Origin of the sequence: Microcystis aeruginosa LEGE 91341, assembly GCF_015206885.1 — a bacterium.
In the GTDB taxonomy this organism is placed as follows: Bacteria; Cyanobacteriota; Cyanobacteriia; order Cyanobacteriales; family Microcystaceae; genus Microcystis; species Microcystis aeruginosa_H.
Genome location: NZ_JADEXY010000004.1, coordinates 50316 through 71924, shown reverse-complemented (window position 1 = coordinate 71924; position 21609 = coordinate 50316). Strand labels below are relative to the sequence as shown.

The 21609-nt window shown below is 41.7% G+C and carries 15 protein-coding genes; 11 read left to right on the top strand and 4 right to left on the bottom strand.

Features of this window, described 5'->3' with window-relative positions:
- Both IQ234_RS01570 and lpxC read left to right on the top strand, forming a co-directional pair.
- Window positions 1-1856, top strand: a 1856-nt coding sequence (locus tag IQ234_RS01570) for a BamA/TamA family outer membrane protein (RefSeq protein WP_193955776.1), incomplete at its 5' end; no start/stop codon positions are given.
- A gap of 92 nt (window positions 1857-1948) precedes the next feature.
- Window positions 1949-2761 (top strand): UDP-3-O-acyl-N-acetylglucosamine deacetylase, encoded by an 813-nt coding sequence (lpxC, locus tag IQ234_RS01565; RefSeq protein ID WP_193955775.1) that lies wholly within the window; start codon window positions 1949-1951, stop codon window positions 2759-2761.
- Here lpxC and IQ234_RS01560 read toward each other — a convergent pair.
- On the bottom strand, window positions 2758-3633 hold the full coding sequence (locus IQ234_RS01560) for an N-acetylmuramoyl-L-alanine amidase-like domain-containing protein (RefSeq protein WP_193955774.1): 876 nt from the start codon (window positions 3631-3633) through the stop codon (window positions 2758-2760). The two genes, lpxC and IQ234_RS01560, sit on opposite strands and share 4 nt — an antisense overlap.
- A gap of 827 nt (window positions 3634-4460) precedes the next feature.
- Between IQ234_RS01560 and IQ234_RS01555 the strand changes: the two genes are divergently transcribed.
- From IQ234_RS01555 to IQ234_RS01545, 3 genes are read left to right on the top strand one after another with little or no spacing between them, the layout of a single operon-like run.
- Window positions 4461-8471 carry a magnesium chelatase subunit H gene (locus IQ234_RS01555; RefSeq protein ID WP_193955773.1) on the top strand — a complete coding sequence of 1337 codons (4011 nt, stop codon included), beginning with the start codon at window positions 4461-4463 and terminating at the stop codon, window positions 8469-8471.
- 60 nt (window positions 8472-8531) lie between these two features.
- Window positions 8532-9059 carry a hypothetical protein gene (locus IQ234_RS01550; protein ID WP_193955772.1) on the top strand — a complete coding sequence of 176 codons (528 nt, stop codon included), beginning with the start codon at window positions 8532-8534 and terminating at the stop codon, window positions 9057-9059.
- A gap of 20 nt (window positions 9060-9079) precedes the next feature.
- On the top strand, window positions 9080-9481 hold the full coding sequence (locus IQ234_RS01545; RefSeq protein WP_193955771.1) for a hypothetical protein: 402 nt from the start codon (window positions 9080-9082) through the stop codon (window positions 9479-9481).
- Between the two features lie 309 nt (window positions 9482-9790).
- Here the strand turns inward: IQ234_RS01545 and IQ234_RS01540 are convergent, their stop codons facing one another.
- A complete protein-coding gene (locus IQ234_RS01540; protein ID WP_193955770.1) occupies window positions 9791-10990 on the bottom strand; it encodes a hypothetical protein in 1200 nt (399 codons plus the stop codon).
- Between the two features lie 55 nt (window positions 10991-11045).
- Here IQ234_RS01540 and IQ234_RS01535 point away from each other — a divergent pair, with 55 nt between their 5' ends.
- From IQ234_RS01535 to IQ234_RS01515, 5 genes are all read left to right on the top strand, one after another.
- Window positions 11046-11753, top strand: a complete 708-nt coding sequence (locus tag IQ234_RS01535) for a Crp/Fnr family transcriptional regulator (RefSeq protein ID WP_193955769.1) — start codon at window positions 11046-11048, stop codon at window positions 11751-11753.
- 152 nt (window positions 11754-11905) lie between these two features.
- Window positions 11906-12238: a divalent-cation tolerance protein CutA gene (gene cutA / locus IQ234_RS01530; RefSeq protein ID WP_193955768.1), complete on the top strand. Its 333-nt coding sequence runs from the start codon at window positions 11906-11908 to the stop codon at window positions 12236-12238.
- A gap of 180 nt (window positions 12239-12418) precedes the next feature.
- The gene (locus IQ234_RS01525; RefSeq protein ID WP_193955767.1) at window positions 12419-15124 is read left to right on the top strand and encodes a phycobilisome rod-core linker polypeptide; all 2706 of its coding nucleotides are present in this window, start codon (window positions 12419-12421) and stop codon (window positions 15122-15124) included.
- Between the two features lie 101 nt (window positions 15125-15225).
- Window positions 15226-16464: an AAA family ATPase gene (locus tag IQ234_RS01520; protein WP_193955766.1), complete on the top strand. Its 1239-nt coding sequence runs from the start codon at window positions 15226-15228 to the stop codon at window positions 16462-16464.
- On the top strand, window positions 16461-16970 hold the full coding sequence (locus IQ234_RS01515; RefSeq protein ID WP_193955765.1) for a hypothetical protein: 510 nt from the start codon (window positions 16461-16463) through the stop codon (window positions 16968-16970). Before IQ234_RS01520 ends, IQ234_RS01515 begins: the two co-directional genes overlap by 4 nt.
- A gap of 205 nt (window positions 16971-17175) precedes the next feature.
- On the opposite strand, the gene IQ234_RS01510 is transcribed toward IQ234_RS01515, so the two are convergent.
- A complete protein-coding gene (locus IQ234_RS01510) occupies window positions 17176-17880 on the bottom strand; it encodes a PD-(D/E)XK nuclease family protein (RefSeq protein ID WP_228008313.1) in 705 nt (234 codons plus the stop codon).
- Between the two features lie 155 nt (window positions 17881-18035).
- Between IQ234_RS01510 and IQ234_RS01505 the strand changes: the two genes are divergently transcribed.
- Window positions 18036-21365: an NACHT domain-containing protein gene (locus tag IQ234_RS01505; RefSeq protein WP_228008312.1), complete on the top strand. Its 3330-nt coding sequence runs from the start codon at window positions 18036-18038 to the stop codon at window positions 21363-21365.
- On the opposite strand, the gene IQ234_RS01500 is transcribed toward IQ234_RS01505, so the two are convergent.
- The gene (locus IQ234_RS01500) at window positions 21311-21571 is read right to left on the bottom strand and encodes a hypothetical protein (protein WP_193955779.1); all 261 of its coding nucleotides are present in this window, start codon (window positions 21569-21571) and stop codon (window positions 21311-21313) included. The genes IQ234_RS01505 and IQ234_RS01500 overlap by 55 nt on opposite strands.
- Between the last annotated feature and the right edge of the window lie 38 nt (window positions 21572-21609).

Below are 21609 nucleotides of genomic sequence, written 5' to 3'. Positions count from 1 at the left end.
CTCCAGAAACTCCCCCAACCTCCCCACCAGCGCAGGCCGAGGAGTCGCGAGTTTTGGTGGCCGAAGTGGTAGTACAAGGGGCCGATCGAGAATTAGAAAATCTAGTTTATAATACCATTCGCACCCGACCCGGACGAAGCACAACTCGATCGCAATTACAAGAAGATATTAACGCCGTTTTTGCCACGGGTTTTTTTGCCGATGTGCGGGCAGTTCCCCAAGATACGCCCCTAGGAGTGCGAGTTACCTTTGAGGTGCAACCTAACCCCGTTTTTCAGGGTGTACAGATTCAAATTGCCCCGGAAACCGTGGACAAATCGATTTTACCTGCCGGGGTGGTCGAGGAAATTTTCGCTAGTCAATACGGCAAAACCCTGAATTTACGGGAACTACAGGCGGGGGTAAAAAAAATCAATGACTGGTACAGCAAAAACGGCTATGATCTAGCCCAGGTGATTGGTGCGCCGCAAGTTACTCCCGATGGTCGGGTGATTCTGGTCATTTCCGAAGGTTTAATCGAAAAAATTCAAGTACGTTATTTTAACGTCGAACAGGAACCGGTCACGGCTAAAACCAGAGAATTTATCATTACTAGGGAAATGCGTCTAAAAGCGGGAGATATTTTCAACCGCAATACGGCCCAACAGGATTTACAGCGTGTTTTCGGTCTCGGTTTATTCGAGGATGTGCGTCTGTCTTTTTCCCCCGGCAGCGACCCAAGGGAGGTGATTGTTAACGTCGATGTGGTGGAAGGTAATACTGGTTCCCTGGCCGCTGGGGGTGGTATTAGCTCGAATGCAGGCCTATTCGGGACTGTTAGCTATCAACAGCGCAATTTTGGCGGTAATAACCAAACTTTAGGGGCAGAAGTCCAGTTAGGGGAACGGGAATTTTTATTTGATCTGAGTTTTTCCGATCCTTGGATTGCCACGGATAATTTCCGCACTTCCTACACGGTGAACGTTTTCCGGCGACAGTCGATTTCTCTGGTTTATGATGGCGAAAATTCCTCAATTCGGACGCTGAACGATAATGATAGTCCCCGTATCGTCCGCACGGGTGGCGGTATTACTTTTGTCCGTCCTTTGGCCCCCGATGTGTTTACGAAACCAAAATGGGTGGTTTCCCTAGGCTTTAACTATCAACAGGTACAGGTGCAAAATGCCAATGGTGACATCTCCCCCCTGTCGGCACCTCTCAATGGTTTTGGCAGTCAACAACTGGCGTTTAGTTCCTCTGGGACCGATGATCTACTTTCCCTCAATTTTGGCGCTATTCAAGATTTTCGCGACAATCCCCTGCAACCCACCAGTGGTTCTTTCCTGCGTCTAGGTTTAGAACAAACTATCCCCGTCGGTTCTGGCAGTATTTTCGGCACTCGTGTTCGGGGTAGTTACAGTTACTTTATCCCCGTTCGGTTTATTAATTCCTTTAATCTCTTTGAAACCGATATTTTTAAAGGTCAGCAATCCCTCGCTTTTAATGTGCAAGCAGGGACAGTATTAGGCGATTTACCCCCCTACGATGCTTTTATTGTGGGGGGTAGTAACTCTGTACGAGGTTACGCCGAGGGAGAAGTGGGTAGCGGTCGCAGTTATTTCCAAGCGACGGCCGAATATCGTTTTCCCATTGTGGCAATTATCGGGGGGGCGTTATTTGTCGATTTCGGCACTACTATTGGTTCCCAAGGGGATGTCCCCGGTCAACCCGGGATTGTCCGGGATTTACCCGGTACTGGTCTCGGTTACGGTTTAGGTGTTCGGGTACAATCTCCCGTCGGCCAAATTCGGGTTGACTACGGTTTTAATGTCGATGGTAGTTCTCGTCTCCATTTCGGTATCGGGGAACGATTCTAATCAGTTATCAGTTATCAGTTATCAGTTACCAGTTATCGATAAATTTAGTTATTTTTGTTGTTCACTGATCAAAGCTTTATTACTTGATAATTATGGTTTCTACTATCGCTAAACAATTTGAATTATCGGGAATTGGCCTACATTCGGGGGAGATAACCCAGGTGCGCGTCTGTGGGGCTAATCTGGGAGAAGGACGTTATTTTGTCCGCAGAGATTTAGCCAATCAACCGATTATTCCTGCTCTAGTTTCTTCGGTTTACCAAACGACTTTATCAACGGAATTGGGCCAAGGAGAAGCAAAGGTTAGAACCGTTGAGCATTTATTAGCGGCCTTAACCGCTTTAGGGGTAGAGAATGCTCGCATTGAGGTGGATGGTGCGGAAATTCCCCTCCTTGATGGTTCGGCCAAAATCTGGGTGGAAGCGATCAAAAATGCTGGTTTAGATAACTCTTTTTCTCCATCAGATTTAACTATTTCTCAACCGATTTGGTTGTACGAAGGCGATGCTTTTGTGGCGGCGATTCCTTCCCCTGAATTACGTTTTACCTACGGCATCGATTTTGCCTATAAACCGATCGGTAATCAATGGTATAGTTGGAGTCCTGATCAGGAAAGTTTTCGAGATGCGATCGCACCTGCCCGGACTTTCGGTTTTGCTGATCAAATTGAGTATCTGCAAAAGGCTGGTTTAATTAAAGGAGGCAGTTTAGAAAATGCTTTAGTCTGCGATCAAAATCAATGGTTAAATCCTCCTTTACGCTTTGAAAATGAGCCAGCAAGACATAAATTATTAGACTTAATTGGTGATTTGAGTTTACTAGGAACCATTCCCACCGCTCATTACATAGCTTTTAAAGCCAGTCATAAACTTCACGTTCAACTAGCTAAAGCAATTCAGGGTTAATTATTTCTTGGATCAAGAGGACGAACTACAAAAATACCGATGGCTTTGTCCGCTTTAATGATATATTTTTGTAGGTCTTTAGCAATGGTAACTTGACCGGCAGGAGAGGCATGAATTAAGCCAATTTTGCCATCGGAAAAGCGATAAAATAGACCGGTATGGGTGGTATCTAAACCAGCGATATTAGTCACGACACCGATAATATCTCCGGCTTGTAGTTGTGGATAAATATCTTTAATCTTAGCGGTGGGAATATAGGTTAAGGATAAGGTTTCTAATCCTCGTTCTACCTGTTGAATACAATCGTAATTACTTTGAGTTTTTAACTGGGGATATAGAGGGCGATTTTTACTCATAAAATTAAGCTTTTTGTCAAGAGTAATTCCCCCTAATTTTTGAGTTATATTTTCTACATTACCTCGTTTTTGGTTGTCATTAATCCAATCGGAAAAGTAATGCAGACGACTACAATAACCGTCGAGAATACCGTGGCGATAACGCTGATTTAAAACCTGCTGACTAAAAGCAGAATAGTGATAATTTTTTAAAGCAAAATTGTGACTCAAAGCGAGAACTGTTTCCACAAAAAGGACGCAATCAAACTCTTTTAAAGAGATAAATAATTTTTCTGTTGCCGAGCGATCGAGTAATCCTGCTTGATATTTTGCTCCTAAAAATTGAGTGGCGATATTCTGAATTATATCAGCCATGGCTAGGCGATCAAGTTGTTGATTTTGAGCGTACTGCACCAGTTTTTGATAATTAGGATCCCTGACTTCTTGAGCAAGAATAGTTTCCGATCGAGCTATACTCAAGGGAATTAAAACAGGATTAATTAATAAATAAGGTAAAGTTATCCAATTTAAAAACATTGTTGATCGGTTACTGAAAATAATAGGGTTTATCAGCGACTCATGAGAATTAACTATCGGAGTAGTTATCAACTGTTAAAATCTGCTAGGTTTAGTCGGTATTCCTTATCATATTCTACTACATATAGTAGTTATCCCAATGGTGAGTTATGAGGGTTTCGTTTTGGGGAGACTCCGAGACGATTCCCGATCAAGTTATACTTCCTCTTGATCAGAAACGCTGTAGCGATCCCATAATTTTTTGATGGAATTGAATTAGCAATGATCAATGAGCGTTTCAGTCATTGACGCAATTTTTAGTAAACCTCTGGCCTAGTTATCGATTGTTTCTTGCTGCTCCGCAGCTCCAGCACTCTCCACTTTCCTATACTTTTTAAACAGGATTTAGATGACTCCTCACCCTAACAACAATTTTTGATTTTTACCAGAGGTCTAGCACAAAAAGCTGATCTTGATTGAGTTATAGCACTTGCAGCTCTCTATGAGATGATCTCGAATCCTCACCCTGATCATCTTTGAACAGGGACATCTCGTCTGAGGTGCTAACGTTTAACATTTTTGTAATTAAAAGTCAATAGATTAAATATTAATTTTTGTAAAGAAAAGCCTGAGCATTTACTCCGAAAGCTCTTTACCATTTGTTACAAAATATGGCAAGATATTTATCGAATTGTGTCAAAACCCAGAGTAAATACTCACTTGGGTGACATTTTCTGATACAAAACAGAAACATATATATCCAAATACCTTAAACAAAGGGCGATCGTCATCTGATGACGAAAATCACTTCATACCAGACTCAGCAATCCTAAGGAGAACCATCATATATGTTCACTCACGTCAAGTCCACCATTCGTCACATAGTTCCTGACGCGTTGAATGGTCGATCGCTGGTCAAGGTGGTCTATGTCGTGCTAGAACCTCAGTACCAAAGTGCGCTGAGTAGTGCGGTCAGGGAAATCAACGCTAACAACCCGAAACTAGCGATCGAAATTAGTGGTTATTTAATCGAAGAACTGCGCGATGGGGAAAACTATCGCAATTTTCAAGAGGATGTGGCCAAAGCTAATATTTTCATCGCTTCTCTTATCTTTATCGAAGATTTAGCCGATAAAGTTGTGGCCGCTGTCAGTCCCCATCGGGATAAATTAGACGCGGCGATCGTCTTTCCCTCTATGCCCCAGGTAATGCGCTTAAATAAATTAGGCAGCTTTTCCATGGCCCAATTGGGACAGTCTAAGAGTGTCATCGCTAACTTTATGAAAAAGCGCAGGGAAAACTCTGGCGCTGGTTTCCAAGACGCGATGTTAAAGTTATTGCGAACTTTACCGCAAGTCCTGAAATACCTCCCCATGGAAAAAGCTCAGGACGCACGCAACTTTATGTTAAGTTTCCAGTATTGGCTAGGGGGTTCGGCAGAAAATTTAGAGAACTTCCTGTTAATGTTGGCCGATAAGTACGTCTTCGATAACAAGGATGACAGCGTAGTTTACAAAGAACCGGTAGTTTATCCAGATATGGGTATCTGGCATCCTTTATCCATGAAAATGTGGTCGGATGTCAAGGAATACTTCGCTTGGTACAATAACCGCAGTGATATTGCCGATGACTTAAAAGACCCCTTGGCTCCCTGTGTTGGCTTAATTTTACAGAGAACTCACCTCGTTACTGGTGATGACGCTCATTATGTCGCTCTCGTGCAGGAATTCGAGTCTATGGGTGCGCGAGTGCTGCCTGTTTTTGCCGGGGGATTAGACTTTTCTAAACCGGTAGAAGAATATTTCTGGGATAAAAGCTTAAAAGGAGTGGCAGCGGTGGCTATCGTTGACACGGTAATTTCCCTGACAGGATTTGCTTTAGTGGGAGGTCCAGCGCGACAAGACCATCCGAAAGCGATAGAATCCTTAAAACGTCTCAATCGTCCCTATATGTGCGCTTTACCGCTAGTTTTCCAAACCACTCAGGAATGGGAAGAGAGCGATTTAGGGTTACACCCGATTCAAGTGGCGCTACAGATTGCTATTCCGGAATTAGACGGTGCGATCGAACCTATTATTTTATCGGGCCGGGATGGGGCCACGGGTAAAGCGATCGCTTTACAGGATCGGGTGGAAGCGATCGCTCAACGGGCGCTAAAATGGGCTACTCTAAGAAAGAAACCGAAACTAAACAAAAAAGTCGCCATCACTGTCTTTAGTTTCCCCCCCGATAAAGGGAATGTGGGAACGGCAGCCTATCTAGATGTGTTCGGTTCCATCTACGAGGTGATGAAAGCGTTACAGAATAATGGTTATGACTTGCAGGATCTACCCGCATCTCCCCAAGAACTGATGGCAGCGGTAATCCATGATGCCACCGCACAGTACCATAGTCCGGAGCTAAATATCGCCTATCGGATGTCCGTACCCGAATACGAGCGCTTAACCCCCTATTCGGTCCGTTTAGAGGAAAATTGGGGACCACCACCGGGACACCTCAACAGTGATGGACAAAATCTTTTAATCTACGGGAAAGAGTTCGGTAACGTTTTTATTGGGGTTCAACCCACCTTCGGTTATGAAGGGGATCCGATGCGTCTGCTCTTTTCTCGTTCTGCTAGTCCCCACCACGGTTTTGCGGCCTACTATACCTATCTCAATCAAGTTTGGAAAGCAGATGCGGTTCTCCATTTTGGCACCCACGGTTCCCTAGAATTTATGCCGGGGAAACAGATGGGAATGTCTGGGGAATGCTACCCGGATAACCTCATCGGGATGATTCCCAACCTCTACTATTATGCCGCTAATAACCCCAGCGAAGCGACGATCGCTAAACGTCGTAGTTATGCGGAAACTATCTCCTATCTCACTCCCCCCGCAGAAAATGCCGGACTCTACAAAGGGTTAAAGGAATTAAGCGAGTTGATCGGTTCCTACCAAACCCTGAAGGATAGTGGGCGTGGGGTGCAAATTGTCAATACCATTGTCGATAAATGTCGCTTAGTCAATCTCGACAAAGATATAAGTTTACCTGCTTGCCCTGAGCCAGGCCGAAGGGATGGTGATGCCGCCCATCTCAGTCAAGAGGAACGGGATAATATCGTCGGTTCGGTCTATCGTAAACTGATGGAAATTGAGTCGCGCTTGCTTCCCTGCGGACTGCACGTTATTGGGAAACCCCCTTCGGCGCTGGAAGCGGTGGCAACTTTGGTCAATATTGCCAGTTTAGACCGGGAAGAGGACGATTTACTCTCGTTACCCCGGATTATTGCCAACAGCATCGGCCGGGATCTAGAGGAAGTTTATCGTAATAGCGATCGAGGTGTGTTAGAAGATGTGGAATTACTGCAAAACATCACCCTCGCGACTCGCGCTGCCGTTTCCGCTTTAGTGGAGTCCCAAACGGACGCAGAAGGTCGGGTATCAATGCTTTCTAAGCTGAATTTCTTGAATATAGGCAAGAAATCCCCTTGGCTCGACACTTTACAGTCGATGGGTTATCCAAAAGTTGATCCGGTGGCATTAAAACCCCTGTTTGAGTACCTAGAATTCTGTTTAGAACAGATTTGTGCTGATAATGAATTAGGGGCCCTATTAAAAGCATTGGAAGGGGAATACGTTCTTCCCGGCCCCGGTGGCGACCCCATCCGTAACCCCGGAGTTTTACCGACGGGTAAAAATATCCACGCTTTAGATCCCCAGTCTATCCCGACCCTAGCGGCGGTAAAATCGGCTAAAATCGTGGTGGATCGTCTGTTAGAACGGCAAAGGCTGGATAATGGCGGTAAATATCCGGAAACCATCGCTTGTGTTCTCTGGGGAACGGATAATATCAAAACTTATGGGGAATCCCTAGCACAAATTCTCTGGATGGTGGGGGTTCGTCCCCTTCCCGATGCTTTGGGACGGGTGAATAAACTGGAGTTAATTCCCCTTGAGGAGTTAGGAAGACCGCGCATTGATGTGGTGGTCAACTGTTCTGGTGTTTTCCGGGATTTATTTATCAATCAGATGAACTTGCTTGACCAAGGGGTAAAAATGGCCGCGGAAGCAAACGAACCGATAGAGGTGAATTATGTCCGCAAACACGCTATTGAACAAGCAAAAGAAATGGGTTTAACGGTTCGACAGGCAGCCACCCGCATCTTTTCTAATGCTTCCGGTTCCTATTCTTCTAACATCAATCTCGCGGTGGAAAATAGCAGTTGGGAAGAGGAAAAAGAGTTACAGAATATGTATCTCAACCGCAAGGGTTTTGCTTTCGATTCTGATAATCCGGGGATGATGGCCGATAATCGTCAGTTGTTTGAAGCATCCTTAAAAACTGCGGAGGCAACTTTCCAAAATTTGGATTCTAGCGAGATTAGTTTAACCGATGTTTCCCACTATTTCGACTCGGATCCGACGAAAGTTGTCGCTAGTTTACGCGATGATGGCAAAAAACCAGCGGCCTATATTGCTGATACTACTACGGCTAATGCTCAGGTGCGTACTTTATCGGAAACCGTGCGCTTAGATACCCGCACCAAGTTACTCAATCCCAAATGGTATGAGGGAATGTTAAGTCACGGTTATGAGGGGGTTCGAGAGTTATCGAAGCGTTTGGTTAATACTATGGGGTGGTCGGCAACTGCTGACGCGGTGGATAATTGGGTGTATGAAGATGTCAACACCACCTTTATTCAAGATGAGGAGATGTGTCAGCGTCTGATGAATCTCAATCCCAATTCTTTCCGCAAGATGGTGGGAACCTTGCTAGAAGTTAATGGTCGCGGTTATTGGGAAACTTCTCAAGAGAATTTAGACCGCTTACAGGAACTTTATCAAGAAGTGGAGGACCGTATCGAAGGAATCGAGTAGAATAGATAGATAAGACTTGAGAGACTGGCTAATCGCCGGTCTCTTGAGTTTTCAAAAAAAATGAAAAATAACTTTTGGGGGTTAATTTGGTCTAGTTTGTTAGGAATTCAGTCATTGGTGCTGGGATTCCTGGGTTTTGTCGCTAGTTTACTTGCGTGGGTATTTGCTGGGCAGACACCTATTCCTCTAGTGGTTCTTTTTGTTATAATCACGATAGCTATATTAGCTATAGCTACTCTATATAAGGCGTTACAAACGTCACTAGAAGAATATCACAGAGTCAAGCAAAATATTATTCCGAAAATCCTACGAGTTCAAAAGGACGCAAATAATAATATTCAATGCTTACTCGAAGCCTCAAATTTATTTGCCGCTCAACTAATGATATCATTTTACTATACGGACGAAGATGGGTTTGAAGTATTAATCGGTGAGGGGTTTGTTAAAAATGTACAAAGCGATCAAAAAATACAGACAGTTCTCGACCAGCCAGAAGCGGGCTATCAAAATGTTTTAGACAGATTAGCTAATAACGAAGACAAAATTATTCAAAGAATCAAAGTCAAACCGAGTATTTATAAAAAATAATTAAACCTGTAGAGGAAATTATGGAAAACGTCACAGAAATTCCCCTTTTATCCCCCAAAGGAACTTTTCCTGCCACGGTCGTTAAGGTTATTGACGACTATAAATTAGTAATGAATAGAGGTGAACAGAACGGAATTCGAGAAGGTCAAAGAATGATGGTTTATCGTATCGATGAGGAAGAAATATTAGATCCCCATACTGGCGAATCTTTAGGGTTTCTCGAATTAGTAAGAGGTACGGGAAGAATTATTTTTGTTCAAGATAAAATATCTATAATTGAAACCGATCAGAAAAAAACTTATAGAAAAAGAATAGAAAATTCTCCTTTTGCATTGAGGAGTTATCAATCTGAAGTAGTCGAATCGGATGAATTAAAACCTTTTGATAATGCTCAAGTTGGCGATCTAGTCAAGCCTATTTAATCGTTATAATCAAAAATTAGTCCGGTTGTGCATTTTATTCAGCAAAAAAAGGATTAAGAGGGTTTCTGTCGGGTTTCGTAGCCTCAACCCGACCTACGAATTTACTACCATTTTTGTCTAGGAAAAACTAATTCCCGATTTACCCGGATGTATGAGTCAGGGTGAAACTTGAGAAAAAGTGATTATTAATATTGAAGAGGCGAGCGAATTTGGATAGAGACAGTTTATTTTAGTGGTAAAAAAGCAATTACTTTGCCTTCTAAAAGATAAAAAAATATCCCCGTAAATTGTTGCGGGGATGCTGATTTTTCAAGCATTATTGACCTTCTGACCTCTAAGAGCCGAAAATAAACAGAGACGACCTAAACCCAAGATTGCCGGTGAGAAGCTTTCCTGACTGGGGGCTTCTAGATGGCAGCCAGCAAATTCTTGCTGAATTTCTGTTAAGAAATAGGGCCAAATAGTCAAGAAAAAACTACCGCTAAAAATTATTTTATCGATATCTTTAAGACTTTTTTGCTGTTTTTCTAACAAATCATTAACTTTCTGTCTTAGATTATCTAGATATGGTGCAATCACCTTCTTATTTAAATCCCTACGACTGACCGTCCAAGTATGACCAGCTAGAGAGGAGGTAAATTCGCTTTCTTCTTGCAGGATTAATTTGGTTAATCTAGCGGCTGCCAGTAAAGATTTTTTTAAGGGATTACTATCGGTGAGATCGGAGGGAGAAAGCGGCAAAAAAGAACGCCAGAGAGGATAAATTAACTGAGATACTATTGCCCGTTCATAGGTGTTTTCCCCGTAGTTAAAATGGCTCAGAGCAATTGCTGGACGGGATAAAGAGCAAGTTTGCGGTGGCACTTCCAGCAGCGCTAAAGTGGTAGTCTCTCGTTTACCTTCGATAACAAGTAGGGTTTGGGTTTGGGGTTGGTCGCTAGTGGGAATATAGGCCAGAGCAGTAGCGATCGCTGTTTCCAGACTAGAGAGGCAATCGGGGGGTATTAGTTGCGCTGTGAGAAGGGCTTTTTTTAGGTCATCCGTGGGGGTTTCCCCGTCATCGGTGATAATAATAGCTTCTAATCGCTCTAGAGCTTCCCAGAGCCAAGAATCGGTGCTAAAATCCCGATTAGATAGCCAGCTAATTAGATATTCTTCCACCTGAGAGCAGGGTAAGAGATCGCTTGTTCCCGTTGCCAGACTCCAAGAAAGAGGATAAAAATCAATCAGTCCCTGGCTTTCCCGAAAAAAGACGATTTTCACCCCTGGTGGTTGTACCTCAATTCCCAGGGACCAACGGACAACTTCAGGGGTTCGATCGGGGGATAATAAAGGAAAAAGAAGCGCTTTGGCCGATTCTAAATGTTGACGAGTGGCGATAATTGTCTCGGAAGTAACTTCTTGCGGGTTAACTAGAGATGAAATCACCTTGGCAAGAATCCGATCGATCTCGGTCAGTAGGGAGGAAAAATCCTGTTTATCGGTCACTAGATAAATAAAAATACCCACAACTGTCTATTGTAGAATCACCCACTTAAAACGAACAAAATTTAAATATTAAACCATGGAAGAAAAACGCTATCCTGCGGAAAAATCAGCAGAGATTCAAAAATTACTGGATACAGCCACCTTATTGGTCGGTTTACCCCCTGACACCCTCGATCAAGTTACCTCTCATGCTGTCACCCGCACTCATCCCGCTAATCGGGCAATTCTATTAGAAAATGATTGGGGTGGTTCGGTTTACTTTATTCTGGATGGTTGGGTGAAAATTCGTACTTACAATACGGATGGCAAAGAAGTCACCTTAAATATCGTCGGTAAAGGGGAAATACTCGGAGAAATGGCCGCTTTAGAAGAATCTCCCCGCTCCACTGATGCTATCACCTTAACCACGGCCACAATTAGCAGTATTCCCGCCCAAGATTTTGTTAATCTGCTCAAATCGGAGCCTTTAGCGGGAATTCGTCTTTCTCAGTTAATGGCCAAGCGTTTGCGCCAGCTTAACCGGCGTTTACGTTTGCGCGAGGCCGATAGTCTCTCCAGAGTGGCCGATACTTTACTCTTTTTGGCCGAAGGTCAAGGAGAAAAAAGCGGTCAGGGTGCAATAATTCCTAATTTACCTCACCGGGAATTGAGTAGTATTAGTGGACTGGCCCGGGAAACCGTGACCCGCTCCTTGACCAAATTGGAGAAAAAAGGCCTGATTCAACGACAGCAGGAATCTCTCTGTATTCCCGATCTGGTCGCTTTAGAAAAAGCGATCACCTAAATTCAGTTATCAGTTATCAGTTATCAGTTATCGGTTATCAGTTATCGGTTATCCTACTAAAATCTGGTTATTAAAGACTGATTATCTATTCCTCCTGTTGCCTGTTGCCTTTTGCCTATCTTCACTAGGAAATTTATTTTGCACGACTACTTATGACTGAAAAATTAACCGGTTTTGGAGTGGTGCTGGTGACAACGGCCAGCGAAACGGAAGCGGAACACCTAGCGATCGCCTTACTTAACGATCGCCTGGCTGCTTGTGTCAGTATTTACCCGATTCGTTCCATTTATCGTTGGCAGGGACAGATTGAAAACGAGCGCGAATGGCAATTAGCGATTAAAACCGATTTAAAGCAGTTTGAGCAGTTATCGGCGAAGATACAGGAACTTCATAGCTATGCCGTCCCGGAAATCATCGCTTTACCGATTGTGGCGGGTTCACAGACCTATTTAGACTGGTTAGCCTCCCATACCGGTGGGGTGTGAGAATAGACCAATCGGCCACTTGAGCGAAAAAAATCTATATAATTCTTAATAAACTATCTCAGGAAGCGCAAAAAGTTTTAATCTAGATGCTGATTAAATGTTTAAACATCTGGTTTTAAGACCGATCGCCTCCACGATTGGAGAACTCAGCACATCGTCAAGGGAGATAGTTAAAATCCAATGAGTCTTAAGGCAAGCGGTGGCAGCTCCTTAGCGCGTCCCCAACTCTATCAAACCGTCCCAGTATCTGCCATTACCCAAGCAGAACAACAAGACCGCTTTCTCGATAAACCCGAACTCAACGAACTGATCGCCTACTTCCAATCGGGGAGCAAGCGTTTAGATATTGCCCAAACGCTCACCCGGAACTCCGATCTGATCGTCTCACGGGCAGCTAACCGGATTTTTACCGGTGGTTCCCCCATGGCCTACCTAGAAAAACCCCCCGTGGAAGAATTGGCCCTGGTGGGTGCGGGTAAAGTGATCAACGTCCAGGAAGGGATGAAATTAGGAACCGTTACCTACGCTGAAAGCGGGTCTGGTGGCGGTGGTGGCTTCCTTGGTGGTTTAAAAGGGATTTTCGCCTCTAGCGGCCCGATTCCCCCCGGATTCCGACCGATTAACGTCTCTCGTTACGGTCCGAGCAATATGCAGAAGTCCCTCCGGGATTTATCCTGGTTCCTGCGTTATATTACATACGCGATCGTGGCCGGTGATACCAGTATCCTGATCGTTAATACCCGCGGTTTAAGGGAAGTTCTCGAAAATGCCTGTTCTATTGATGCCACCATCGTGGCCCTACAGGAAATGCGGGCCGCTTCGATCGAGTATTTCCAAAGAGACAAGGATGCGGCCACTTTAATCAGTGACTATTTCAATATCCTACTAGGGGAATTAAAAGCCCCCACCCCCTCTAATAAACTGCGTCAGCGTCCCAGTAGTGACCAACAGGGTTTAAGTCTTCCCCAAAGCTACTACAATGGGGCCGAAAAACGACAAAAGTTTGTCATGAAAACCGGTTTATCGGAGTCGGAAAAATCTTCGATTATCAAGGCCGCCTACAGACAAATTTTTGAACGGGACATCACCCGCGCCTATAGTCAGTCCATTTCTGACCTAGAATCGAAGGTGAAAAACGGCGACATCTCGATGAAAGAATTCGTCCGTCGTCTCGGTAAATCGCCTCTCTATCGTAAACAGTTCTTTGAACCTTTTATCAATAGTCGCGCTCTAGAATTGGCTTTCCGTCATTTCCTCGGTCGCGGTCCTTCCTCCCGGGAAGAAGTGCAGAAATACTTCTCGATCGTCTCTAGCGGCGGTTTAGGGGCGTTAATCGATGCTTTAGTCGATTCTCAGGAGTATTCCGACTATTTCGGCGAAGAAACCGTTCCCTATCTCCGGGGTTTGGGTGCAGAAGCACAGGAATGTCGTAACTGGGGGATGCAGATCGACCTGTTTAACTACAGCGCACCTTTCCGCAAAGTTCCCCAATTTATCACCACCTTTGCTAAATACGATCGCCCCTTACCGGATCAGCACGTTTACGGTTCCGGAAATGATCCCCTAGAAATCCAATTTGGGGCAATTTTCCCGAAAGAAACCCGCGAACCTAGTTCTAGTCCCGCTCCCTTCGGTAAGGATAGCAAACGTATCCTCATCCACCGTGGACCGGCCACTAATAACCAAAATAGCAACCCGGGCGCCCGAGGTGAATTCCCCGGTACTTTGGGACCGAAAGTTTTCCGTCTCAATAACGAGTTACCCGGTTCTAGCAATGGGGTAAGCGTTAAATTTGGCGAAAGTTCCACCCAAAGAGTGATTTTAGCGGCTTATCGTCAGGTTTTCGGTCGAATGCCCTACGAAGGTCAGCGTTTATCCGTGGCCGAGATTAAGTTAGAAAATGGCGATATTACTCTACGCGAGTTTATCAAAACCCTAGCTAAATCCGAGACTTTCCGGAAAATCTACTGGACTCCTCTCTATGTGGTGAAAGCGATCGAATATATTCACCGTCGTCTGCTTGGTCGTCCTACCTACGGTCGTCAGGAAATGAATCAATACTTCGATATCTGCTCGAAAAAAGGCTTCTATGCTTTAATCGATGCTCTGATCGATAGTCCTGAATATACGGAAGCTTTTGGCGAAGATACGGTTCCCTACGAGCGCTATCTAACTCCCCAAGGGATGCAGTTACGGATGGTGCGTTTGGGCAATCTCCGCGAAGATATCGGCCAAAGAGTTGATAAAGAGGAAACCCCGCGCTTTATTGAATTGGGTACACCTTCGGTCTCGATTCGCACTGAACCGGATATTCAATCTCGTGTCGGTCAAGGTGTCACGGTTCAACGGGAACAAACTAAGATCTTTAAACTGTTAACTAATCTCGATAAAGTTGCCGTACAAAATACTGTTCGCGCTGCCTATCGTCAGATTTTTGAACGGGATCTCGAACCCTATATCATCAATGCCGAATTTACCGCTTTAGAGAGTAAATTAAGCAATGCTGAGATCACGGTGAAAGAGTTTATTGAGGGTTTAGGTGGTTCGGATCTTTACCTGAAAGAATTCTATGCTCCCTATCCGAATACGAAAGTAATTGAATTGGGAACCAAGCACTTCTTAGGTCGCGCTCCCTTGAATCAAAAAGAAATCCAGAAATATAACCAAATTCTGGCAACTCAGGGATTAAAGGCCTTTATTGGTGCCATGGTTAATAGCATGGAGTACCTACAATTATTTGGTGAAGATACGGTTCCCTATCGTCGTTTCCCGACTCTACCGGCTGCTAATTTCCCCAATACGGAACGCTTACACAATAAGCTGACTAAACAGGATAGTGAACTGGTTGTTCCCAGTTTTAAACCAGTAGTTAAGGTCGGTGGTTAGTTAGTCCTTGAAGTTAGTTAATTTAGCTCGTGTCCAACACGAGCTTTTTTTCAGGACAAATTACTGGCCAAAATTTATCATCGTCAATCAAGGGGGTAACAATGAGCCAAATTAAAGTTAAAAACTTCGGTCCAATTAAGGCGGGTTTACTAGAAAATGATGGTTTTATCGACGTTCGGAAAGTAACGATTTTTATCGGTAATCAAGGAACTGGAAAAAGTAGCATTGCTAAATTAATATCAACATTAAGCTGGTTGGAAAAAGCTCTATATCGTGGGGATTTAGAGGAAAAATATGTGACTAAATATAATCGTTTTGTTAAATCTTTTTGTCAATACCAAAATTTAACCAATTACTTTTTACCTGAAACCCAAATTGAATACAATGGAGATGTTTATCGAATTAGTTTTGAAAATGCTAAATTATCGATCGAGCGTACTGATAATCCAAAGTATCGAGTACCAAAAATTATGTATGTACCAGCAGAGCGAAACTTTTTGAGTGCAGTAAGATGGCCAGAAAAACTCAAAGGACTGCCAGAGTCATTATATACTTTCTGGGAAGAATTGGATCGCTCACAACAGGAATTATCTGGCAGTTTGACTTTGCCAGTAGGTGAGGTTAAATTGGAATTTGATAAACTCAATAGACTAGCAAAGATTGTGGGTAGTGATTATCAACTAAATCTATCAGAAGCTTCCAGTGGTTTTCAGTCTTTTGTTCCTTTATTTCTCGTTTCTCGAAATATTGCTTTATCGATTAATCGAACTCAAGAAACTTCCCGCAATGAACTCAGTGGAGAGGAGCAAAAAAGATTAAAAATGGAAATCGAGAAAATTCTCTCTAATGATAATCTTTCCGATGACCTAAAAAGGGCAGCACTAGAAGTGTTATCTTCTAAATACCGCAATGAGTGTTTTGTAAATATTGTGGAAGAAATCGAGCAGAATCTATTTCCCCAATCTCAGAAAAAAATTTTATATAAATTATTTGAATTTGCCAATTTAACCCAGGGAAATAAACTAATTTTAACTACTCATAGTCCTTATATTATCAACGATCTAACCCTAGCTATCAAAGCAGATAAAGTTATCAAAAAAATCCTATCATCAGCGATTTCTAACGCCGATTATCTCCAAGAAAAGCTCAACCAAATTGTCCCGAAAGCCTCTTGTATAGCGGCAGAAGATGCTATTGTATATGAATTAACAGAGCAAGGAGAAATCCGAGAACTTGCTACATATAAGGGTTTACCTTCTGATGAAAATTATCTCAATCTTTCCCTGGGAGAGACAAATCAGCTTTTTGATGATTTACTAGAAATCGAAGAACAGTTATGAAGATAAATTTCTTTGATAAAAAATGTCAGAGTCAAACCCATCGGCATGAATTTGGAATTTGTGATCCGCCATTTCCCCCAGAAACTCCCGCTTATTTAGATACAGAAAATCCCAGTGATTGGATTGCTATTGTGGAAAACTCTCAAGAAATTGAAGTGACATTTACCGCTATTGATAAATGTATTGAAATTAGAAAAGTCGATGGTAATGGTATGGATAAACGCTGTGATGGAATGCTGACCTATGTTAATTGTTTGATTTTTGTAGAATTAAAAGAACGAAAAGGGAAAAATTCGGGGTGGGTAGGAGACGGAGAAGAGCAACTAAGAAACACAATTCGGGTATTTATTGAAAATCATGGTATAGAGTATTATTCGTCTAGAAAAGCCTACATTGCTAATAACAAAAAGCCTACCTTTCAGACTTCACAAACGGAGAGGATGGAAAAATTTCGCCAAGAAACTGGGTTTAGATTAATCATTCAAAATATCGTCAAAATTGACTGATTTAATTCTCTTTGACTCGGTAGCTCTGAAGATATTGATTTTCTAGAGTGTAGAGATATCCTACATTTATCCGGGGACTTGGGGGGCATCGGTGCGCCCATCAAAAGTGCCATTATCCCAACGGAGAAAACTGACGACAAAAGTTTCATCCCCCTAAATCCCCCTTAAAAAGAGGGACTTAAATTGATCATTCGATGTGTAATTTTCACCCGCGAGAATTGGCATAACTTACTCGTTTAAAACTACAGTTTTTTTCGGGTAAACGACAATAACGACATTCCGAGGAGTGGGGTTGCCGAGGGGGAAAATCGGGACGGGTAAGAGAGGAGAGAACTTGCTGAAAATGAGTGATAAAATCTCGATCGATCCGTTGATTAGGTATATCGATAATTCGATCAGAATAAATTAAACGTCCGTGGGGAATTTGACCCTTGCAGAGGGATTTTGTTTCCGGTGCGTGGGGGAGTAGAAGCATATAGAGGAGGATTTGGTAAAGATGGGAGGTTTTTTCCCGTCCACTTTTGCAGTCCTCCACCACTACCCAATTATCCTTAATTGCCACAATATCAGGACGACCAGCAATACAGATAGAATAGGTTTTTCCTTTCACTTTAAAGGAGTTAGCATTCTCCACATTAACGCTAAAACCCAGATTTTGTAATTCTCTCGATCTTTGTATAACCATTTTGTCATGATCGCTACTATCAAAGTCGCTGGGAAGCAAAGAAATATGATAATTTGTCGGCAACCAATTCCCATAATGACAGTTTTTTTCTTTGGCCATCAGTTGCGCTACACGAGTTACCCAAGCATAGGGAGTTAACCGTTTTTGAGATTGGGAGGGGATTAGATTCGTCGCTTTATTGGTCTTGGGTAAGACATTCTGATTAAGAGCCATATATTTACTCATTCAAAGTTTATATTGCGATAATATCGGCATTAAAATCAAATTTCGAGAGCAGATCACCTCAAAATTAAGTGAGGTGAAGTGAGGTAATCTGAGCTTGTGGATAAAAATTGATCTGGCTATATTGATAAATGTTAACCTGATGGGAAAGCTAAAGAATGAATAGACTCAATGCGATCGCTATGACTAAAGCTAAACCGGCAAAAAAGGGGATTTCTGCAACCAATCAAGGCAAAATTCGACTCAGAGAAGCGCAAACAAGAAAAGAAGGCAAAAAGTTAACTTATGAGCGTATTGCTGAGAAAGTTTTTACAAGTAAAATTACCGTAGATCGATTTTTTAACGGCCAACCTATCCAAATAGCTACTGCGAAGGGAATAGTCGAACTTTTAGGATTAAAACTGGATGATGTAGTGGATTTTAGTCATTTACAGTCATCAGAACCAGTTTTGGAAGAAGCGCAGCAGCAAACTATTCCCCATGAAGTCTTTACAAAAATGCTCGCAGAACAAATTAAACGCATGACCTCAAATCCTTTAACCGTAGGGGATGATATTAATTTAGAGCGAGATAAAATGTATGTTCCTTTGGGATTAATAGAACGGAGAAAAAAACCTAGAGTTAAGGATGGGGAAGCGGAAAAAGGATCGAGATTGTACGATTTCCAAGAAGAAATCACCCGCAGATTTGAAAATGATCAGTTTTTCTGTGAGGTAATCGAAGGGGGAAATAGTCCTAAAAGTTCGGGAAAACGGATCGCAATTATCGGTGAACCCGGTGCGGGAAAAACTACCCTACTACAGCAGATAGTTGATCGCGTTTCACAAACACATCCAGAAGATAGAATTATTTGGGTTTCTCTCGCAGATTTGCCAGGAGAGAATTTAGAGAATTATTTACTTGACAACTGGCTAAAAGTAGCTTTAAAAACCTTTGAGGTTAAACCACAATCAAAACAAGCATTAGTAGATATTTTCAATACCGAGAGAGTTTGGTTATTACTAGACGGACTCGATGAGATGGGGATTAATAACCCATTATTCTGGATTCGTAACCAGATTGAGCAAAGTTGGCTCGCTGCAGCAAGAATCCTGTTAACCTGTCGGTTGAATGTGTGGGATAATGGTAAGAATTATCTCGATAATTTCGATGTTTATCGGAATTTAGATTTTGATGAGGAACAAGTTAAGGATTTCATTGGTCGGTTTTTTATCAATGATCATGAGCGTTCTTTATTGCTTCAAGGTGAGTTAAATAAATCGGGAAAAGAACCTATTCGAGATTTAATTAAAAATCCTCTCCAATTAACTTTACTTTGTTACGCTTGGCAAAGACGAGAGGGTTCTTTACCCGAAACGAAAGCGGGTTTATATAAATGGTTTGTAGAAACTCTATACAAATGGAAATCTGAATATTTTTCCACTACACTGTCACGGCAAAAAAAGTTAAATCGTGCCTTGGGAGAATTGGCAAAGGCAGCAATTAATCAACCATCAAATCGTTTCCGCTTAAGTCGTGAGCAAGTAGTTAAATATTTGGGTGAAATCGATCAACCTTTAGGTAAATTAGCTTTAGATATAGGTTGGTTAAACATCGTTGGGGTTGCTGAAGAAAATCCAGAGGAAGAAGTTTATGCTTTCTTTCATCCCAGTTTTCAAGAATATTTTGCCGCTTTGGTTATTGATGATTATCAATTTTTCTTGAATCATATTCCCGAAAATCCAGAACAAGGAGTCTATAGAGTTTTTGAAAATCAATGGACAGAAGTTATTTTATTATGGTTAGGACAGCAAAGTGATCGGATAATAGCTGAAAAAAATAAATTAATGGAGGAGTTGTTTAATTTTAATGATGGTTGTGGGTTTTGTAATTTTTACTGGCTTGTTTCTTTTAAAATTCTGATAAAGTTTTTAGGTGAATTCAAACAATATTGCAATTATGATAAAATTCTCACCAAGGCCATTCAAATAACTTGCGGTGAAATTGATATAAATACGGGGGAAATATATCATTATCCTTATGGGATCGATTCATGGACGCTCTTAGACTCATTGTATGAGTTTGAAAAAGATAAATTTATTGCCACTTTAACAAACTATTGCTTGATTATCGAGAATAACTGCAAACTGAATAAAGCAGAAAATCTGGTTCCTTCAGTTTCTTTTCTATTGAATTATGACAGTAGCAATCAATTAGGGATATCAATTGGTCTTCATCTATTGATAGATGAAGAACTAGATTATCTTTATCGTTCATGTGTGCTATGGAGTTTATCGGAGCAGCCGCAAACAGGAAAAACTATTTCAGAAACTCCAGAGCTAATATCGATATTGTTAAAAAAACTCAATCAAAAACTGTGGGATATTATTCCTAAAGCAAACTCTCAAAAAAAAGATAATCTTTTTTTTCTAGAACACAAGAAAACCGTGGACTTTATAAAAAGATTAGCTATTACTGATCCATTAAATTTTGATAACTTTTTTTCCTTTCTTATGACTGAACCAGAATTTTCTAAAAACAAAGAAATAATAATCTATGAGATTTTAGAAAATTGGGATTTGTTGTACAACATGGATCGCTTGACTATTTGGTATGAAGAAAATACTTTAAATAAATCAGAACATAGTAAGATATTTGATAGTCAAGACAAAAAATCTTTATTAAATAAGCTAAAAAATTCAGACTGGGAATATCTTTTTGAATTAGACAGGGAAGGTGAAGACACAGAGCTTGAAGTACAATATGTGAAAATTTCAGAATTAATCGAAACACATACAAGTAATATTAGCGTAGACATTGGCATAGACTATTGTTTCGAGGCTTTAGCATCTATAATTAAAGGTAGTTATCCAGATTATTTTGATCGAATTCCAAATCCAATTGAAATTGACTATGAAAGTATGTCTAAAAACGATGTACTATATCTAATAATCAAGTCACTAAAAAAATATTTGACCGAAGCTTATAGCAGTTATGATAGAACAACTTTTGAAAAATCCTATAGACTTTGTTGGTATTGCGCTCAACAGATGACCTACCCCGAATTTTATAAAGCGTGGCACGGTCAAAATGAAAACAGCATTCCCGAAGAACTACAATCGCAACACTTAGACTATATTCTCGAAAAAATTAAAACAAATAACCCCAATGTTCGCACTATTGATATTAAAACAATAAACCAAGAGACTAACCTCGATCGCCTTGCGAAAGGTATTGGTAATCGTATCTTGACAAAATTAATTTCTCCGATTAATGATGTCTATGATTTAGAATGGTGTCTCAAGACTGAAACCCCAAATCTTGCCCTGATTTTTTATGGTGATGATCCGAGGGATTCTTTTATTCAACTTTGCCAACTTATCAGCGATTTTGCTTCTATTGCCATAATCACAGATAAACCTATCGAACAGCCAATACAAGGATTTTTACCCAATCAAATTAACCTCGAAAATGCCTTACAAACTTGGCTAGAAAAAATGGTAAAATAAATTATTGATCCGAAAAATTTACCATAAGTATTATTCTTGAAAATGTTTAACACATCGGTGGCTAGGGATTGACTGGTAGCGACGGCAGCGCGAGGGGAAAAAATTAAACGACGTTGGGAAGGGTAGGGATAAAAGTTAGGATCGAAAACCATGGCAATTAGGGAAAAAGTGCGGGCGGTTTTTGGTAGAATTAATGGTGCGAGCAAGTGTATTAATCGAGAATTTCTCACCTTCCCCGATGGAA

What these genes read in the sequence shown, in the direction of transcription:
- IQ234_RS01510 (WP_228008313.1), bottom strand. Translation starts at nt 17,880, where the DNA reads ATGAGTAAATATATGGCTCTTAATCAGAATGTCTTACCCAAGACCAAT.
- IQ234_RS01560 (WP_193955774.1), bottom strand. Translation starts at nt 3,633, where the DNA reads ATGTTTTTAAATTGGATAACTTTACCTTATTTATTAATTAATCCTGTT.
- IQ234_RS01555 (WP_193955773.1), top strand. Translation starts at nt 4,461, where the DNA reads ATGTTCACTCACGTCAAGTCCACCATTCGTCACATAGTTCCTGACGCG.
- IQ234_RS01515 (WP_193955765.1), top strand. Translation starts at nt 16,461, where the DNA reads ATGAAGATAAATTTCTTTGATAAAAAATGTCAGAGTCAAACCCATCGG.
- IQ234_RS01535 (WP_193955769.1), top strand. Translation starts at nt 11,046, where the DNA reads ATGGAAGAAAAACGCTATCCTGCGGAAAAATCAGCAGAGATTCAAAAA.
- cutA (WP_193955768.1), top strand. Translation starts at nt 11,906, where the DNA reads ATGACTGAAAAATTAACCGGTTTTGGAGTGGTGCTGGTGACAACGGCC.
- IQ234_RS01545 (WP_193955771.1), top strand. Translation starts at nt 9,080, where the DNA reads ATGGAAAACGTCACAGAAATTCCCCTTTTATCCCCCAAAGGAACTTTT.
- lpxC (WP_193955775.1), top strand. Translation starts at nt 1,949, where the DNA reads ATGGTTTCTACTATCGCTAAACAATTTGAATTATCGGGAATTGGCCTA.
- IQ234_RS01525 (WP_193955767.1), top strand. Translation starts at nt 12,419, where the DNA reads ATGAGTCTTAAGGCAAGCGGTGGCAGCTCCTTAGCGCGTCCCCAACTC.
- IQ234_RS01520 (WP_193955766.1), top strand. Translation starts at nt 15,226, where the DNA reads ATGAGCCAAATTAAAGTTAAAAACTTCGGTCCAATTAAGGCGGGTTTA.
- IQ234_RS01550 (WP_193955772.1), top strand. Translation starts at nt 8,532, where the DNA reads ATGAAAAATAACTTTTGGGGGTTAATTTGGTCTAGTTTGTTAGGAATT.
- IQ234_RS01505 (WP_228008312.1), top strand. Translation starts at nt 18,036, where the DNA reads ATGAATAGACTCAATGCGATCGCTATGACTAAAGCTAAACCGGCAAAA.